Source organism: Rhizomicrobium sp., assembly GCA_037200045.1.
GTDB lineage: Bacteria > Pseudomonadota > Alphaproteobacteria > Micropepsales > Micropepsaceae > Rhizomicrobium.
In genome coordinates this window covers 887,656-905,363 of record JBBCHM010000001.1, presented here as the reverse complement: position 1 = coordinate 905,363, position 17,708 = coordinate 887,656, and the positions used below count along the sequence as shown (strand labels likewise).

The 17,708-nt window shown below is 66.7% G+C and carries 11 protein-coding genes; 9 read left to right on the top strand and 2 right to left on the bottom strand.

Going from position 1 to position 17,708, the window contains the following annotated elements; all coding sequences use genetic code 11:
* Nucleotides 1-216: 216 nt before the first annotated feature.
* Genes WDM86_03890 through WDM86_03875 form a run of 4 tightly spaced genes read left to right on the top strand, consistent with a single transcriptional unit; the run spans nt 217 to nt 4,826 of the window.
* Nucleotides 217-705 (top strand): MarR family transcriptional regulator, encoded by a 489-nt coding sequence (locus WDM86_03890; protein ID MEI9989159.1) that lies wholly within the window; start codon nt 217-219, stop codon nt 703-705.
* The gene (locus WDM86_03885) at nt 702-2,138 is read left to right on the top strand and encodes an efflux transporter outer membrane subunit (GenBank protein ID MEI9989158.1); all 1,437 of its coding nucleotides are present in this window, start codon (nt 702-704) and stop codon (nt 2,136-2,138) included. Before WDM86_03890 ends, WDM86_03885 begins: the two co-directional genes overlap by 4 nt.
* Nucleotides 2,131-3,279, top strand: coding sequence for an HlyD family efflux transporter periplasmic adaptor subunit (locus WDM86_03880; protein ID MEI9989157.1), 1,149 nt, complete (start codon nt 2,131-2,133; stop codon nt 3,277-3,279). The genes WDM86_03885 and WDM86_03880 overlap by 8 nt, the downstream gene beginning before the upstream one ends.
* Nucleotides 3,276-4,826 carry a DHA2 family efflux MFS transporter permease subunit gene (locus WDM86_03875; protein MEI9989156.1) on the top strand — a complete coding sequence of 517 codons (1,551 nt, stop codon included), beginning with the start codon at nt 3,276-3,278 and terminating at the stop codon, nt 4,824-4,826. Before WDM86_03880 ends, WDM86_03875 begins: the two co-directional genes overlap by 4 nt.
* Before the next feature lie 23 nt (nt 4,827-4,849).
* On the opposite strand, the gene WDM86_03870 is transcribed toward WDM86_03875, so the two are convergent.
* Nucleotides 4,850-5,467 (bottom strand): TetR/AcrR family transcriptional regulator, encoded by a 618-nt coding sequence (locus WDM86_03870; protein MEI9989155.1) that lies wholly within the window; start codon nt 5,465-5,467, stop codon nt 4,850-4,852.
* 229 nt (nt 5,468-5,696) lie between these two features.
* Between WDM86_03870 and WDM86_03865 the strand changes: the two genes are divergently transcribed.
* Both WDM86_03865 and WDM86_03860 read left to right on the top strand, forming a co-directional pair.
* Nucleotides 5,697-8,900 (top strand): efflux RND transporter permease subunit, encoded by a 3,204-nt coding sequence (locus WDM86_03865; protein MEI9989154.1) that lies wholly within the window; start codon nt 5,697-5,699, stop codon nt 8,898-8,900.
* A complete protein-coding gene (locus WDM86_03860) occupies nt 8,893-10,059 on the top strand; it encodes an efflux RND transporter periplasmic adaptor subunit (protein ID MEI9989153.1) in 1,167 nt (388 codons plus the stop codon). The genes WDM86_03865 and WDM86_03860 overlap by 8 nt, the downstream gene beginning before the upstream one ends.
* A gap of 28 nt (nt 10,060-10,087) precedes the next feature.
* Here WDM86_03860 and WDM86_03855 read toward each other — a convergent pair whose 3' ends face one another.
* Nucleotides 10,088-10,813 (bottom strand): helix-turn-helix domain-containing protein, encoded by a 726-nt coding sequence (locus WDM86_03855; GenBank protein MEI9989152.1) that lies wholly within the window; start codon nt 10,811-10,813, stop codon nt 10,088-10,090.
* A gap of 265 nt (nt 10,814-11,078) precedes the next feature.
* Between WDM86_03855 and WDM86_03850 the strand changes: the two genes are divergently transcribed.
* From WDM86_03850 to WDM86_03840, 3 genes are all read left to right on the top strand, one after another.
* Nucleotides 11,079-13,190: an ATP-binding protein gene (locus WDM86_03850; GenBank protein MEI9989151.1), complete on the top strand. Its 2,112-nt coding sequence runs from the start codon at nt 11,079-11,081 to the stop codon at nt 13,188-13,190.
* A 157-nt stretch (nt 13,191-13,347) separates the two neighbouring features.
* On the top strand, nt 13,348-16,299 hold the full coding sequence (locus WDM86_03845; protein ID MEI9989150.1) for a S8 family peptidase: 2,952 nt from the start codon (nt 13,348-13,350) through the stop codon (nt 16,297-16,299).
* 248 nt (nt 16,300-16,547) lie between these two features.
* Nucleotides 16,548-17,708, top strand: coding sequence for a serine hydrolase domain-containing protein (locus WDM86_03840; protein MEI9989149.1), 1,161 nt, complete (start codon nt 16,548-16,550; stop codon nt 17,706-17,708).

The following is a 17,708-nucleotide window of genomic DNA, read 5'->3' as shown; positions in this document are numbered from 1 at the left end:
TGACGATTGTTTTGGACAATTCAATCCAAACCGAAACGGCTCCAATACCACTCCGTGCCGGAGCGCGGAACGCAATGGGGCGTCGAAAGTTCCCATCCTGTTGCCGCACGGCGCCCCGGGGGGCCTTCTCTTGCTCTTTATAAATTTGGGAATATTTCCTGTTGACAGTAACTGCCTAGGCAGTCATTGAAGCAACAGTCACTGGATACGCAGCCTATGACCGAGCCGTTCTACAACCTGGAGAATTTCGAGGCGGACACCTCCATCGGGTGCCTCTTGCGCCGGCTGACCAATCTCATGGTCCCCCGCGCCGAGGCGCGGTTCCACGAGGACGGCCTCACCTTCTCGCACTGGGTGGCATTGATGTGCCTGCGCGACGGGCTGGCGACGACCTGCGCCGACATCTCCCGCCACATGAATTACGACAGCGGCGCGATCACCCGGGTGGTGGATCAGCTCGAAGCGCGCGGCTTCGTCACGCGCAACCGCAGCCAGACCGACCGGCGCGTGGTGCATCTCGCGCTGACGCCGGAAGGCCGCGCCGTCACCAAGTCCATGGCGACGCCGACGATCGCGTTCTGGAACGAGCTGCTCGGCGATTTCTCCCACGAAGAGGCGGCGCAGCTTGTCGCGTTGCTGGCGCGCCTTCTGAGCCGCATGGAAAAGACGCCCGTCGAGCCGGTGGTGAAAGCCGACGCCGCATGAGACGGGTGCTGGCCGCAACGCTCGCGGGCGCGCTTCTGAGCGGCTGCGTCGACACGCCGTCCACGACGCCGCGCGAGGTGGCGCTCAAGAGCGAAAAACTCGGGCTCGGCGCCGCGCCGGCGCCGGCCGTCGCCGACACCTGGTGGACGGCGTTCAACGATCCGCAGCTGAGCGGTCTGGTCGAGCAGGCGCTCAAGGGCAATCCCTCGCTGGCCGCGGCGCTGGCGCGGGTGCGCGCGGCGCAGTCGCAGCTTTCCGCCGCCCGCGCCGCGACCTATCCGCAGATCACGCTGAGCGGCAACGACGTGCGCCAGCATGTCAGCAAGAATTACATCTACCCGCCGCCTTTCGCCGGCACCGACCGCTGGATCGGCACGGTGGAGGCCGACCTTTCCTGGTCGCTGGATTTCTTCGGCAAGCAGGAGGCGCAGATCGCCCAGGCGCGCGCGAGTGCGCAGGCCGCGGCGCTCGACGCCACGGCGGCGCGGCTCCTGCTCGCCGGTTCGGTGACGCAGGCCTATGTCGGGCTGTGGCGCGCCTATGTGCTGGTCGATGTCGCCGAGGAGGCGGTCAAGCAGCGCGGCGGCATCCTCGCGCTGACGCGGGGGCGCGTGAACGCCGGGCTCGACACCATGGCGTCGCAGAAACAGGCCTCGGCCTTGCTGGCGCTGTCGCGCGAGGACCTGACGAGCGCGCGCGCCAACCGCGAACTGGCCGTCCACGCCATCGCGGCGCTGATGGGGCGCGGCGCCGACGCCTACGGCATCGCGCGGCCGAACCTGAACGACACGGTGCTGACACTTCCCGCGATCCTTCCGGCCGACCTTCTGGCGCGGCGCGCCGACATCGCGGCGGCGCAGGCGCGGATCGCGAGCGCATTCCAGGGCCGCGAAGTGGCGCGCAAGGCGTATTATCCCGACGTCAATCTCCTGGCGCTCGCGGGCACCGCCGCGATCGGCATGGGCAATCTGTTCAGCTCGTCCTCGTTCCAGTACGGCGCCGGCGCCGCCATCCATCTGCCGATCTTCGACGCGGGCGAGATCGAGGCGAATTACGCGGGCGCCACGGCGCAGCTCGACGAAGCAGTCGCGGACTACAACCAGGCGGTCGTCACGGCGGTGCGCCAGACCTCCGACGCGCTGACCGACCTGAAAAGCCTGCAGGACCGCAGCGCCGATCAGCGCGGCGCCGTGGCCGACGCGCAGGCGAGCTTCGATCTGGCGCGCGAGCGCTATCGCAGCGGCCTCAGCCCGCAGCAGACCACGCTCGACGCCGAGGGCCTCCTGATCCAGGCGCGCACCCAGGGCGCGCAACTGGCGGGCGACACGATCGCGGCACGCGTGACCCTTCTGATGGCGATCGGCGGCGGCTATGCGCCCGAGCCGCAGCCAAGCGCGAATCTCAACGACAAGCCGGACATTTCCCATGAGTGACGCCACACCCGTCGGCCGCCATCGCCCCGATCCGCGCCGCCGCTGGCTGATCATCCTCGGCGTGGTCGTGGTCGCGGCCGCGATTGCCTATGCACTTTATTACTTTCTCTACGCCAGCCGCTTCCAGACGACCGACGACGCCTATGTCGGCGGCGACATCGTCTCGATCACCAGCCGCGAGGCCGGCACGATCCTGGCGCTGCATGCCGACAACACCCAGGCGGTGCGGCGCGGCCAGTTGCTGGTCGAGCTCGATCCGGTGCGGGCGCGGGTAGCGCTGGAGGCGGCGGAGGCCGATCTGGCGCAGACCGTGCGCGCGGTGCGCACCAATTTCTCCAAGGTCGATCAGTACCGCGCCCAGCTTGCTGCGGCGCGCGTCGCGGTGGTCCAGGCACAGAGCGACTATCGCCGCCGCGCCGGCGCCGGCGCCGCCGTCTCGACCGAGGAATTGTCGCATGCCCGCGATGCGCTGACCTCGGCCGCGGCCAATGTGAGCGCCGCGCAGAGCGGCCTCGCGCAGGCCCTCGCTTCGGTGCAGAACACCGAGGTCGCCAACAATCCCGACGTGCTCGCCTCGATGGCGCGGCTGCGCCAGGCCTCGCTGGTGTACGCGCATATGCGGCTCTACGCGCCGGTGGACGGCGAGGTGGCGCAGCGCACTGCGCAACTCGGCCAGCAGATCGCGGCGGGCACGCCCTTGATGGCGGTGGTGCCGCTGCACGAGGTGTGGGTCGACGCCAATTTCAAGGAAGTCCAGCTCGAAGACATGCGCATTGGCCAGCCCGTGACGCTGACGGCGGACATCTATGGCGGCCGCGTGACGTTTCACGGCCATGTCCAGGGCCTGGGCGCCGGCAGCGGCAGCGCCTTCGCCCTGCTGCCGCCGCAGAACGCCTCGGGCAACTGGATCAAGATCGTGCAGCGCGTGCCGGTGCGCATCGCGCTCGATCCCGCCGAGTTGCGCGATCATCCGCTGCGCGTCGGCCTTTCGGTCGATGTGAGCGTGGACATCGGCGACACCTCGGGCTCGGCCGTGGGCTCGACCGCGGCGGCGCGCACGCTGCGCGGCGATGTCGGCAGCGATGGCGGGCCGGAAGCCGACGCGCTGATCCAACGCATCTTGAAGCAGAACGGCGCATGAGCGGGCCGGGCGCGGCGGCGCCGGCCCCGCTCAAGGGCGGCCAACTCGCGATCACCGCCATCGCGCTGGCGATGGGCACCTTCATGCAGGTGCTCGACACCACCATCGCGAACGTCTCGCTGCCCACCATCGCGGGCAATCTGGGTACCTCGACCGACCAGGGCACCTGGGTGATCACCTCCTTCGCGGTGGCGAACGGCGTCGCGGTGCCGATGACCGGCTGGCTGATGGGCCGCTTCGGCGTGGTGCGGACCTTCGTGTTCGCGGTGTTCGGCTTCACCATCGCCTCGTTCCTGTGCGGCATCGCCTGGAGCCTGAACGCGCTGATCGCGTTCCGCATCCTGCAGGGCGCGGTGTCGGGGCCGATGATTCCCGGATCGCAGGCGCTGCTGATCGCGATCTTCCCGTCCGACAAGCGCTCGACGGCGCTGGGCATCTGGTCGGTCACGACGCTGGTGGCGCCGATCGTGGGGCCGATCATGGGCGGCTACATCTCGGACAATATCCACTGGAGCTGGATCTTCCTGATCAACGTGCCCATCGGGCTGGTGGCGGGTTTTCTGTGCTGGACCAATCTTTCGAACCGCGAGACGCCGACGCGCAACCTGCCGATCGACACGGTCGGGCTGACGCTGCTGGTGATATGGGTCGGCGCGCTGCAGATCATGCTCGACACCGGCAAGGACGCCGACTGGTTCTCCTCCACCGCCATCATCGCGGAAGCGATCATCGCGGCCATTGCCTTCGCCGCCTTCGTGATCTGGGAGCTGACCGACATGCATCCGGTGGTCGAGCTCAAGCTGTTCCGGAACCGGAATTTCGCGCTCGGCACGATCGCGTTCTGCCTCGGCTATGCCGTGTTCTTCGCCAATATCCTTTTGCTGCCGCTCTGGCTGCAGACCAATCTCGGCTACACCGCGACCTGGGCCGGCCTGGTGGCGGCGCCGAGCGGCGTGGTCGCGGTGCTGCTGACGCCCATCGCGGCGCGCTTCATGTCGCGGGTGGACGCGAGGATCATGGCGACCCTCGCCTTCGTCGCCTATGCGGCGTCGTATTTCATGCGCTCGGGCCTCACCGCCGATGCCGGATTCTGGGACTTCGTCCTGCCGCTGCTCGTGCAGGGCGTTGCCATGAGCATGTTCTTCGTGACCATGGTCACGCTCTCGCTGGACGGCGTGGCGCCGGATCGCATTCCCTCGGCCTCCGGCATCTCCAATTTCGCGCGCATCACGGCGGGCGGTTTCGCCGCCTCGATCACCACCACGATGTGGGACCGCCGCGAGGCGTTCCACCAGGCCCGCCTCGCCGATTCATCGAGCGCCTACAATCCGATCATGCAGCAGGCGATGGACCGGCTGCACGGTTTCGGCTTCACCGATCCGCAGGCCTATGCGTTGCTCGCGCGAACGCTCACCAACCAGGCCTATCTCCTGGCGAGCGACGATCTGTTCTGGATTTCGGGCTGGTTCTGCGTCGCGATGATCGGCGTCGTCTGGCTGGCGCGCCGCTCGGTCAGCGGCGGCGGTGCGCCGGTGAGCGCGGAATGACCTTCCTGGCGGGCGGCGAACGCTCAGCGCGCCGGCGCGCAGTAGCTATCGATCAGCACATCCACGGCTTCGACCAGAACGCGCGCCGGGCCGCCGGCGCCGAACAACTGGCCGGAGGCGTAGACGCCCTCGAACAGCAGCATCAGCGCGTCGCCCAGCCGGTCCGGTTCCCGGGCGCCCAGCGACGCGGCCAGCGCGGCCAGCTTGCCGCGGAAGCGGGATTTGATGTCGCTCGCCACCTTGCGCGCGGGATGGCGCCGGTCGGGATATTCCACGGCGGCATTGGTCGTGCCGCAGCCCCGATAGTCGCTCTTGTTCGCCCGGCCCTGGAGTTCCACCAGCCAGACGCGCAACTGGGCCCGCGGATTCGCCGGATCGGCGGCGAGCGTCGCGTCGAGGCGCGCCAGCCCCTCCTCGCCCATGTGGCGCAGATAATCGGCGGCGAGGGCGTCCTTGGACAGGAAACTGCGATAGAGGCTCGGCTTGGTGACGCCGGCGCGGGTGACGATCTCCTCGACCCCGACGGCGCGGATGCCCTGGCGGTAGAACAGGTCGCGGGCCGATTCGCGGATGCGTTCCGCCGCCCGCTTCGGCGGTTTCGGGGTTGCGCGAACCGCAGAGGCGGGCTTTCTTTTTGTCACAGCGTTTCGCCTTGACGGTGTTACCGAGCGGTACCTATATGGTGCGCTGCACCGTACCGGTCGTTAACATAGTTTGCGACAGATCGCACTGCAAGCCGTTGGAGCCGGCCCAGACGCGAACGCGGCGCACGAACGGTTCGAAGCCTCGAACCGCACGGGGGATGTATCTCAGCCGGGCAACAGCGCGGCCGTGTGGTGAAGTGTTTCAAGCGTTGAAGGCCCTGCCCTTATGACCTGGATCGTTCGCGTCGCGCTGGAGCGGCCTCTCACCTTCATCGTGATGGCGATCCTGATCGTGATCGTCGGGCCGCTGGCCGCGATGTCGATGCCGACCGACATCTTTCCCGACATCCGCATTCCGGTGATCGGCGTCGCCTTCCAGTTCACCGGCCTGTCGCCGGACGAGATGGCCGGACGCATCGTGACGCCCTATGAGCGCGTGCTGACCACGACCGTCAACGACATCGAGCACATCGAAAGCACCTCGATCCCCGGCATCGGCATCGACAAGATCTACTTCCAGCCCGGCGCCGACATCCGCCTCGCCAATGCCCAGGTGACCGCGATCTCGCAGACGGCGCTCAAGCAGTTCCCGCCGGGCGCCACGCCGCCGCTGATCCTGAACTACAACGCCTCCACCGTGCCGATCCTGCAGCTCGCCTTCTCGGGCGAGCACATGACGGAGCAGCAGATCCTCGACCTGGCGCAGAATTTCGTGCGCCCGGTGCTGAGCACGATTCCGGGCGCGGCGATTCCCTATTCCTATGGCGGCAAGGTCCGCCAGCTCCAGGTCGATCTCGACTCCCAGGCGCTGCAGGCCAAGGGATTGTCGGCGCAGGATGTGGAGAACGCCATCGCGGCGCAGAACCAGATCCTTCCCGCCGGCACGGTGAAGTTCGGCGCGACGCAATACACGGTCAAGCTGAACGACGCGCCGGTGACGATCGAGGATTTGAACAACATCCCGATCAAGGCGGTGAACGGCGCGACGATCTATCTTCACGATGTCGGCCATGTCCGCGACGGCAACCCGCCGCAGCAGAGCGTGGTGCATGTCAACGGCCAGCGCGCCGTGCTGACCACGGTTCTGAAGACCGGTTCGGCCTCGACGCTCGACATCGTGCAGGGCGTCAAGGACGCGCTGCCCAGGCTCGCCGCGACGCTGCCGCCGAATTTCAAGATCAACCTGCTCAACGACCAGTCGGTGTTCGTGAAGGGCGCGATCTCCGGCGTGGTGCGCGAAGGCGCCATCGCCGCGGCGCTGACCAGCCTGATGATCCTGCTGTTCCTGGGAAGCTGGCGCTCGACCGTGATCATCGCGATCTCGATCCCGCTCGCGATCCTCTGCGCCCTGGCGGGACTGTGGTATGCCGGCGAGACGCTCAACATCATGACGCTGGGCGGGCTGGCGCTGGCGGTCGGCATCCTGGTCGACGACGCCACCGTGACGATCGAGAACATCAACTGGCATCTGGAGCACGGCAAACCGGTCACGACCGCGATCCTCGACGGCGCGGCGCAGATCGTGCAGCCGGCCTTCGTCTCGCTGCTCTGCATCTGCATCGTGTTCGTGCCGATGTTCGCGCTGAAGGGCGTCGCCGGCTTCCTCTTCGTGCCGCTGGCCGAAGCGGTGGTGTTCGCGATGATCGCGTCCTTCATCCTGTCGCGCACGCTGGTGCCGACGATGGCGATGTACCTGCTGAAGCCGCACGCGGTCGCCGGTCATGAAGCGCCCGGAATCGCGCCGAGCAATCCCTTGTCGCGCTTCCAGCGCGGCTTCGAGGCGCGGTTCGAGGACATCCGCGAGGGCTATCGCAACCTGCTGGCCATGGCGCTCGGCAACCGGCGCGCCTTCGTGATCGGCTTCCTGGCTTTCGTCCTGGTGTCGTTCCTGCTGTTCCCGTTCCTGGGCTCGAACTTTTTCCCCGCGGTCGATTCCGGCCAGATCACGCTGCATGTCCGCCCGCCGGTCGGCACGCGCCTGGAGCACGCCTCGGCGATGTTCGGCGACATCGAGAAGCAAATCCGCAAGACGATCCCGCCCCAGGAGATCGAGTCCATCGTCGACAATATCGGCCTGCCGACCAGCGCGATCAACACGGTGTACAACAACTCCGGCCTGATCGGTTACCAGGACGGTGATATCTATGTGACGCTGAAGCCGGATCATCACGCCACGGCGGATTACGTGCGCACCCTGCGCGTGACCCTGCCCCGCCAGTTCCCCGGCACCGCGTTCTCCTTCCTGCCGGCCGACATCATCAGCCAGATCCTGAATTTCGGCGCGCCGGCGCCGATCGACGTGCAGGTCGCCGGCCCCAAGATCGACAAGGACCGCGCCTACGCGCTCGAACTGCTGCACCGCCTGCAGGGCATATCGGGCATCGCCGACGCGCGCATGCAGCAGTCCTTCCAAAATCCGCAATTGCGCGTCGATGTCGACCGCTCGCGCATGGCGCAATTCGGACTGACCGAGCGCGACGTCACCAATAGCGTGGTGACGACGCTCGCCGGCAGCTCGCAGGTCGCGCCGACCTTCTGGCTCAATCCGCAGAACGGCGTGTCCTATCCGATCGTGGCGCAAACGCCGGAATACCAGATCACCAACCTGGCGGCGCTCGAGAACGTGCCGATAACGGGCGCGGCCGGCGGGCTCCAGATCCTGGGCGGATTGAGCAAGATCACGCGGGAGCAATCCGATGCCGTAGTCTCGCATTATAATGTGATGCCGGTCATCGACCTTTACGCGACGACACAGGACCGCGACCTCGGCGCGGTCGCCGCCGACGTGCGCCAGGCTATCGCCGACACCGCCAACGACCTGCCCCGGGGCGTGACCGTGAAGCTGCGCGGCCAGGTCGTGACGATGGACGCGGCGTTCACCGGCCTGTCCTACGGCTTGCTCGCCGCCATCGTCCTGATCTATCTGCTGATCGTGGTGAACTTCCAGTCCTGGCTCGATCCCTTCGTGATCATTACCGCCCTGCCCGCGGCGCTGGCCGGCATCGTGTGGATGCTGTTCGGAACCGGCACGACGCTGTCGGTGCCGGCCCTGACCGGCGCCATCATGTGCATGGGCGTGGCGACGGCGAACTCGATCCTGGTCGTCAGCTTCGCGCGCGAGCGGCTGGACGCCACCGGCGACGCGATGCTGGCGGCGGTCGAGGCCGGCATCACCCGCTTCCGCCCCGTTCTGATGACGGCGCTCGCCATGATCATCGGCATGGCGCCGATGGCGCTGGGGCTGGGCGAAGGCGGCGAGCAGAACGCCCCGCTCGGCCGCGCCGTGATCGGCGGCCTGATTTTCGCAACCTGCGCCACGCTGGTGTTCGTGCCGGTGGTGTTCAGCATCGTCCATGGACGCAAGGCCCATCGCCCGAGCGGCGAATTCGACCGGCCCGCGCCGTCCGCCGGAGAAGAAGCCTATGCCTGAGACCAATAATCCCTTGCACTATATTGCGCCGAAGCGGCTGAGGCTCATCGGCTATATCGCGGGCGGCATCGCGATCCTGATCGTCGCGGTCGGCCTCGTCACGCGCGTCATGGCGAGCCGCGAGGTCGACAACTGGACGCAGGACAACGCGTTGCCGACGGTGAGCGTGATCAACCTCGCCAACAGCAAGAGCGGCAGCCTCGTATTGCCGGGCAATGTGCAGGCGTTCAACAGCGCGCCGATCTATGCCCAGATCACGGGCTATGTGCAGAAGTGGTATGTCGACATCGGTACGCCGGTGAAGGCCGGCCAGCTTCTGGCGCAGATCGATCCGCGCACCTATCAGGCGGCGGTCGACCAGGCAAAGGGCGCGTTGGCCCGCGACCAGGCCAGTCTGGGGGAAGCCAAGCTCGATCTTACGCGCTTCACGGCACTCGCGGCGCAGCACGCGATTTCCGACCAGCAGCTCTCCTCGCAGAAAGCGCTGGTGGCATCGGATGTCGGCATCGTCGCGCTCGACGAGGCGAACCTGAAGGCGGCGCAGATCAACCTCAACTACACGCGCATTGTCGCGCCGTTCGACGGAACCCTCACCAGCCGCTCGATCGACATCGGCAATTACGTGGCCGCGGGCAACGGCTCGGCGACACCCCTCTTCACCGTCGCGGACGACACCAAGGTGCGCATCTATGTGAGCGTGCCGCAGAATTCTTCGAGCCAGCTCAAACCCGGCATGGCGGCGAAGTTCACGGTGCCGCAGCATCCTGGACAGGTGTTCGTCGCCGCGCTGGCGGCATCCGCCGATTCGGTGAACACCCAGACCGGAACCGTGCTGGTTCAGCTCCTCGCCGACAATCCGGGCGATCTGTTCAATCCCGGCGACTACGCCCAGGTGACGTTCGACCTGCCGGCGGACAAGAGCGCCATTCGCCTGCCGGCCAGCGCCCTGATCTTCGGAGACAACGGCACCGCCATCGCCGTGGTGGGGCCGCGCAATCGCGTCGTCCTCAAGCCGGTGACCATCCTGCGCGACTACGGCACGGCGGTCGAAATCGCCGCCGGCCTGTCGCCGAGCGACCGCGTCATCGACAATCCGCCCGATTCGCTGCGCCCGGGCGACGAAGTACGGCTGGCCACGGCGACTCCCGCGGCGCCGTGACGGCTTCGCGCCGCGCAAGACTTGGCGCCTAAGCGGCCGAAACCTGCCGCACGGCGCGGCCGCCGCGATTGCTCGAGGCGGCGCGCGGGCGAGTGAATTTCACGACCTGGCCGGTCTTTCCGCCATGGGGCTGCCGGGCCTTCGACGGCTTCACGCGCGAGGTCGGCGACAGGAACCAGGTGACGCGGATGGGGCGTCCCGGATTTTTGTCCGGCGTCCACATCAACTGCGCCAATTCGTCGAGCATCGCGTTGATCCGGGCCAGCTTCTTGGGCGACGGCGAGGTGACGAGCTCGAAAAAGGCGTGGTTGCGCCTGGGGCCGTCGACCGTGCCGCCATCGGCATGAAACGCGCCGGCATATTCGCGGGCCGCCTGCCGCGCCATCGCATTGGCGATCTTCACCATCGGCGCGCGGTTGCCCTTGATGCGCGGCGGACGCGCCAGGCGCGCGAGCGGAGCGACCGTCCGATACACCATGGCCGGCCGGCCCCGCGTGCCGGAGGTCGCCGAGGCCCGGACCAGGCCGAGTTTCTCCAAGGTCACGAGATGGCGGTAGATCGCCGTCGGCTTGCGCCCGAGCACCCGCGCCAGATCGCGGACCGAGAGCGGACCCATCGCCGCGAGACGATCGACGATGTCGTGCCGGATGGGGCTCGCCAGCGCCTTGAGATGCTCGGGCTTCGAAATCGATCGTGCGCGATGCGCCATGCGTGCGGCCGCCTTCGGTTCCCAGCCCGTCCTGTTGATGACCATCTTGGTGCGCCTTGTCCAGAGTACAATCCGCCACTGCGCCGCTCGCGCCGAACGGTCTGCCGAAGGAATGTGCAGGGGCGGATCGCGTGCCCCGCGCCGCGAACTCCGGGTTGCGAGTTGACGGCGCCTACGTGCGCTCCGCTTGTGTTCCATGCCGGCACACGCGACGCGAAATGATTCAAAATGCGCACCGATGGGCGAGCTTCGGCCTGGCGAATAATCGTTCGTCAAGGTTCATCCGGCATGCTCGGACCAGGAGTGGTGGATGTTAAAGAAGGTTACCCTAGTCCTAACGCTTTGCCTCTTCGGCGCGAACGGCCTGCGCGCCGGCGAAGCCGCACCCTCCGGGAACGCCGACGAACTCATCGCGGGCGCCAAGAAGGCGATGATGGCGGACCCCAACGCCGCCCTGCAAAAGGCGCGGGCCGCCGAAGCGATCGCCGTGCGCCTCGCCGCGTCGCCCGGCCAGAAAGGCGCCGTCGCGACCAGCCTGTGGCTGGAGGCCGAGGCGCTCACGCGCATCAACAAGATCACCGAGGCGCGCGCCGCTCTCGACCGCGCGATCAGGATCGCGAACGAGGACGGCGAGATCAACAAGCTCGACGGCGATCTGGCGCTGTCCGACGCGCGCATCGCGGACATCAGCGGCGACGTCGCCCATGCGCTCAAGAGCTTCCAGAAGGCGCACGACATCTTCGCCAGGCTCGGCCAGGCGCGCAGCCAGTCGATCGCGCTCCAGGGGCTGGGCAGCATCTACGACGAAGCGCACGATTTCGCGCGCGAGATCCGCTATTACAACGACGCCCAGCGCATCTATTCCGACGATCCGGCGGTCGAGCTGTCGATCGCGAACAATCTGGGCTTCGCCCTGCAGCAGATGGGCCGCTACGACGAGGCGATCGAGAATTTCCAGCGCGCGCTCGACATCAGCCGCAAGCTCAAGAGCGCATATCTGGAAGAAAGCATCCTGCCGAACCTCGCCGCGGTCTATGCCAAGCAGCACAATTTCGCCGCCGCGACGGACGCGGTGAACGAAGCGCTCGGCCATCTCGCCAGGGGCGACCAGAACGGCTCGGCGCCGTTCGTGTGGGGCGTCAAGGCCGAGATCGATTTCGAGCGCGGCGCGCTGGAGACCGCGGCGCGCGACCTCGACAAGGCGTTCCACGGCGTGGACCTGACGACCACGATCTCGCCGTTCCGCGACATGCACGAGATCGCCTACAAGGTCTATCGCGCCCAGGGCAATTATCCGCTCGCGCTGGCGCATCTGGAGGCCTTCAAGCGGCTGGACGACCAGGGCCGCTCGCTCGCGGCGTCCGCCAACCTCGCGCTGATCGGCGCGCAATTCGACTTCGCCACGCAGCTTTTCGAGATCGAGCATCTCAGATCCGAGCAGCTCAAGCGCGACATCTCGCTGCGCGAATCGCGCGCCGCGACGCAGACCGTGATCTTCGCGGCGATGATGCTGGGCGTCGTGCTCCTGATGCTCTGGATCGGCTGGCGCCATCTTTTGGTGCGCCGCCACCGCAACGCGATCACCCAGAAGAACGTCGAACTGACGCGGACCCTGTCGGAGCGCGACATCGAGATCGCGCGCCGCAACGAGGTGGAAGCGCATCTGCGCCTCGCCATGGAGGCGGCCGAGGAGGCCAACCGCGCCAAGAGCCATTTCCTGGCCAATATGAGCCACGAGCTGCGCACGCCGCTGAACGCGATCATCGGCTTCTCCGAACTGATGGCGCACGGTGCGATCACCGGGCCCAAGCTCAAGGAATACGCGGCCGACATCAATATCAGCGGGCAGAACCTGCTTCGCATCCTGAACGACATCCTCGACATGGCGCGGATCGACGCCGGGACCGTCACGCTGACCGAAAACGAGATGCCGCTCGGCGAGATCGTCGAGAGCGCGGTGCGCGAGATCGAGAACACCCCGGCCGCCGCCGGAAAGACGATCCGGATGGACGGCGGCGCCCGCCAGGTCCGCGTGCGTGGCGACGACAAGCGGCTGCGCCAGATCCTGGTCAACCTGCTGTCGAACGCCGCGAAGTTCACCGGCAGGGACGCGGCGATCTCGATCGCCACGGAGCTGGTCGAGGACGGCGTGGATATCGTGGTGACCGACAACGGCGTCGGCATTCCCGAGGACAAGCTCGCCACGGTGATGGAGCCGTTCGGCCAGGCGGAGAGCACCTATGCGCGCCTGCATGGCGGCGTCGGGCTCGGCCTGCCGATCGTCCGGTCGCTCGTGCGCCTGCACGGCGGGCGCTTCACGCTGACCAGCGAGGTCGACCGGGGCACCGTGGCGCGGGTCCACCTGCCGGCGGAGCGCGTCCTCTTCGCATTCTGGACCGGCAAGGTGGCGGCCGCGTCCTGACGCGCGCCCGACTGCATCGCATTGGCCGCAATCCGTATACGGAAAATTAAGCGGACCTTAGCGATTCGTGAGCGGTCCACAGCGGATTTACCCCTGCTTAAGCGCCACGCCGCATCTTGCAGGCAGGGATCACCCGGTTGCGTTGGTGGGGACGAAAATGGCTCGGAAATGGCTGCTCGTGGGCGCCACCGTCGGCTGCCTGTTCGCCGGCGGGAGCGCCTTGGCGGATACCGGCGCAGGCGGCGCATTGTCGGCCGCCCGCCCGATCACCCCTCTCTACGGCTCGATCAACCCCTTCTACGGCTCCATCAATCCGTTCTACGGACCGATCAATCCCTTTTACGGTTCGATCAACCCGTTCTACGGCGACATCAACCCGTTTTATGGCGACATCAATCCCTTCTACGGCGACATCAGTCCGTTCTGGGGCGACATCCAGCCCTTCTGGGGCGATATCCAGCCGTTCTACGGCACGATCCTGCCGTTCTACGGGAGCAACAACGCGTTCTGGGGCGACATGAATCCCTTCGTCGGGAACTCGTTCTTCAAGACCGTGCAGCCGTTCTGGAAAAACGCCGGCCCGCAATGGGGCGACATCAACCAGACCTGGAGTCAGCTGCAGGCCGGCAACGCGCGCAACTATGCGAGCCTGCAAAGCCAGTTGAACGCCTTCGTCAGCACCAGCGCGAATTTCTGGGGCGCGGCCGTGAAGCAGGCGACGGGCAAGAACTTCAACGACGGCTTCGCCCAGCCGATGTTCGCCAAATACGGGATCAATCCCAACGACCCCAATTCGCTGGCCAATACCAGCGTCGACACGCGCTCGCTGTTCTTCCTCAACTGGTATGACGGGCTGATGTCCTACACCGGCGTCGACCATGTCGACTGGTGGATGGGCTCGGTGCACTGGTCGCCGGCGCTGACCCAGATCCAGGGCCTGGGCACGAACTCGGTCATCGGCGTCCTGGACGCCAATTTCACCAGCGACAACAGCGGCGTCGCCAACCTGGTGTTCGCCGGCGGCTACCAGACCTATTCCAACGATCACGGCGCGGCGGTGGCGAGCCTGATCGCGGCCCAGCACGACGGACAGGGCATCATGGGCATCGCGCCCAACTCCACCGTCGAGGTCTACAACCCGTTCGACCAGACCGGCACCGCGAGCTGGTCGGACGTCAGCCAGGGCATCTACACGCTCTACAAGAAGGGCGCCTATGTCGTGAACGCCTCGCTCGGCGTGCCGGGCTCGGTGCTGTCGAGCGACTGGGCCAATATCCTGACCAGCCCGCAGCTCAGCAACCGCAACCACGATCTCGTCCTGGTGAAGGCGGCCGGCAATGACGGCATCACGCAGACCGCGAACGTGGCGTGGACCGGCAGCCAGGCGCCCAACAATTTGCTTCTCGTCGGCTCCATCGGCCCGACCGACCAGATCTCCTGGTTCTCGAACTCGCCCGGCGAGTCCTGCATCCTGGTCAACGGCATCTGCAAGGAGCAGAACAAGCTCAAATACCGCTTCCTGGTCGCGCCCGGCGAACTGATCCTCGTCTCGGACAATCACGGCGGCGTCACCCGCATGACGGGCACCTCGCTCGCCGCGCCGCTGGTGACGGGCGCCGTCGCCCTTCTGCAGGACCGCTGGCCGTGGCTGCAGCAGCACGCCGAAGAGACAGTGCAGATCATCCTGCAATCGGCCGACGACCTCGGTGCGCCCGGCGTCGATCCGATCTATGGCTGGGGCAAGCTCGACATCCAGGCGTCGCAATCGCCGCTCGATTTCAACGATCTGATGATCTATCAGCCCTTCAGCTATAGCGGCCGGCCGGTCGCGACGTCGTTCCTGCTGCCGACCTGGTCGCCGGCCTCGCTCAAATATTCGCTCCTGAACGCCGGCCAGCTCAATCTGTGGCAGCAGAAGGGCGCGTTCCTCGTGGCGTTCGAGACTATCGGCTCCACCTTCCGCGACTTCACCATTCCGCTCAGCAGCCTGCTGGTCGGCAAGAACCAGAACGTCAACGGCACCAGCAATCCGTTCCAGAGCTATCTCTATCAGCGCCTGATCGACTGGGCACACGGCAAGAACTCGCTGTCCTTCGAATCGCAGTCCACCCAGCTCGCCCAGGGCGACTGGCAGCTCGGCATCGTGACGACCGAATCCACGCCGGACGAGACCAGCCGCGGCGAGGGGCCGTTCCATGCCGAGTTCGTCGCGTCCAACCGCGAGGCGGGAGTCGAGCTGCACATGGGCGAAGGCAGCGCGGCCTATTCGATGATGGGTACAGGCGCCTTCTCGCTGCGGTCCGATTTCGATCCGGCGACCGGCGGCGTCAATCCGGTGCTCGGCTTCGCGTCCGGCGGCATGTATGCGAGCGGCGGATATTCCGTCACGCGCGACCTCAAGCTGAATTTCGGTTTCAGCCAGAAATCCGACGACCACGTCTACATCGATCCGACCTTCGGGCCGCTCAAGGAGCTGCCGCTCGCGACGGCGCGCGCCTCGGCCTCGGTCGCCGGGCTCGACTATGCGATCGGGAAGGATCTGACGATCAACGCCTCCTATACGATGCTGACCGAGGACGATGGGCTGCTCGGCTCGCAGGGCGGCGGCGCGCTGGCCTTCGCCGGCGCGGCGCATACCCAGGGCACGACGCTGGGCGCCACGGCCGCGTTGTCGGACGGATGGACGGTCTCCGGCTCGGGCACGCTGGCGCGCACGAGCGCCGCGCAATCGGCGGCATCGAGCCTGGCGCTGTCGCAGGCCGGCCTGCAATCGACCGCCTACGAACTCGCCGCGACGAAACTGGGCGTGCTTTCGGAGTTCGACAGCCTGCGCTTCTCGCTGACCCAGCCGCTGCATGTCGAAAGCGGCGCGCTACTCTACACCGCGCTCCAGGTCGTGGACCGGGACACCGGCGCGGTCGGCCCGGTGACCCAGACCTGGAACATCGCCGGCAAGCGCGAATACCGGATGGAAACGACCTATGACGTGCCGGTCCTGGAAGGCCGCGGCGCGGTCGACGGCTTCGCCGTGCTGGACATGAACCCGCCCAGCGCGCCGGACACGCCGATGTCGGTTTCGGTCGGCGCGCAATTCCGCGTCGCTTTGTAACGGACCGCCCAAGAGGGCCCCGACGGCGTCCTGCACTTTGCGCGCAATACTTCGCGGCAATGCGCGAACCGTCTTCATCCGCCGCGCGAAATCGTCGTGTAGACGATGTTCCGCGTGCACAATGTCGGCTGGACAGGTGATCACCGCCGTCCTTAAATTCTCGCGAACAAGCAGCCGATCGAACGCTCCAACAAGCGCACCCGCGGCGCGGCGTTGCCGCGCCGGCGAGGACATCACAGGGAGGGGCCATGCACGCCTCTGGGACTCACGGACTGAACGCCGAGCGCCTCGCGCATCTCAAGGCCGTCATCGAGGACGATATCAAGAAGGACCTCTATTTCGGCGGCGCCGTCATCGTGGCGCGGCACGGCGAGATCGGACTCTACGAGGCGTTCGGCCATGCCGACTCGAAGAAGAGCCGGCCGGTGAAGAAGGATTCGGTGTTCAGCCTGTTCTCGGTCACCAAATCGTTCACCAATGTGCTGGTGCTGCGCGCGATCGAGATGGGGCAGTTCGCCTTCCACACCAAGATCAAGGACGTGGTGCCGCAGTTCGCCGGCAAGGGCCGCGACGACATCACGGTGCTGCACCTGCTGACGCATTCCTCCGGCATGCCGCCGATCTATACGCCGAGCGAAGGCATGTATATCGACGTGCTCGAGGACATGGTGATGACGATCTGCGAGCGCATCGCCGCCGAGCACCGGCCGAACGAGGTCGTCGCCTATTCCGCGCTCGTCAGCCACGCCATGCTAGGCTACATGCTGGTCAAGACCGATCCCAAGGGCCGGCGCTATCGCGATATCGCCAACGAGGATCTGCTGTTTCCGCTCGGCCTCAAGGACACCTCGGTCGGCCGGCGGCTCGACCTGAAGGAGCGGCATCTCGTTCCGGAATTCCGCGGCAACTCGCCGACGCAGCATCTGGGCCACAGCAATTTGGGACCGAACGGCGCGTTCGAAGAGGAAGATGCCGAGATGCCGTGGGTCGGCATCGTCTCGACGGCGCTCGACATGTACCGCTTCGCCGAGATGTTCCGGCGCGGCGGCGACGGCAACGGCGTGCGCATCCTGTCGCCGACCAGCGTCAAGCTGGCGCGGCGCAACTGGACCGGCGACAAGCCCAACGAGGTGTTCAAGAAGCTCTGCATCGACCGCGGCTGGCCGGTCATTCCGGCCTATATCGGGCTCGGCTTTCCGCTGCGGGGCGACGCGGTCGGCGTCAATCTCTACGGCTCGATGACCTCGCCGGGCACGATGGGCGGCTATGGTGCCGGCACGACGATCTGGTGGACCGATCCGGAACTGGACCTGACCTTCGTCGGCCTCATGACCGGGGTGATGAACGCCGACGCGAACTATGTGCGCTGGCGGCGCCTGTCGGACATCGCCGTCTCGGCCGCGACCTAG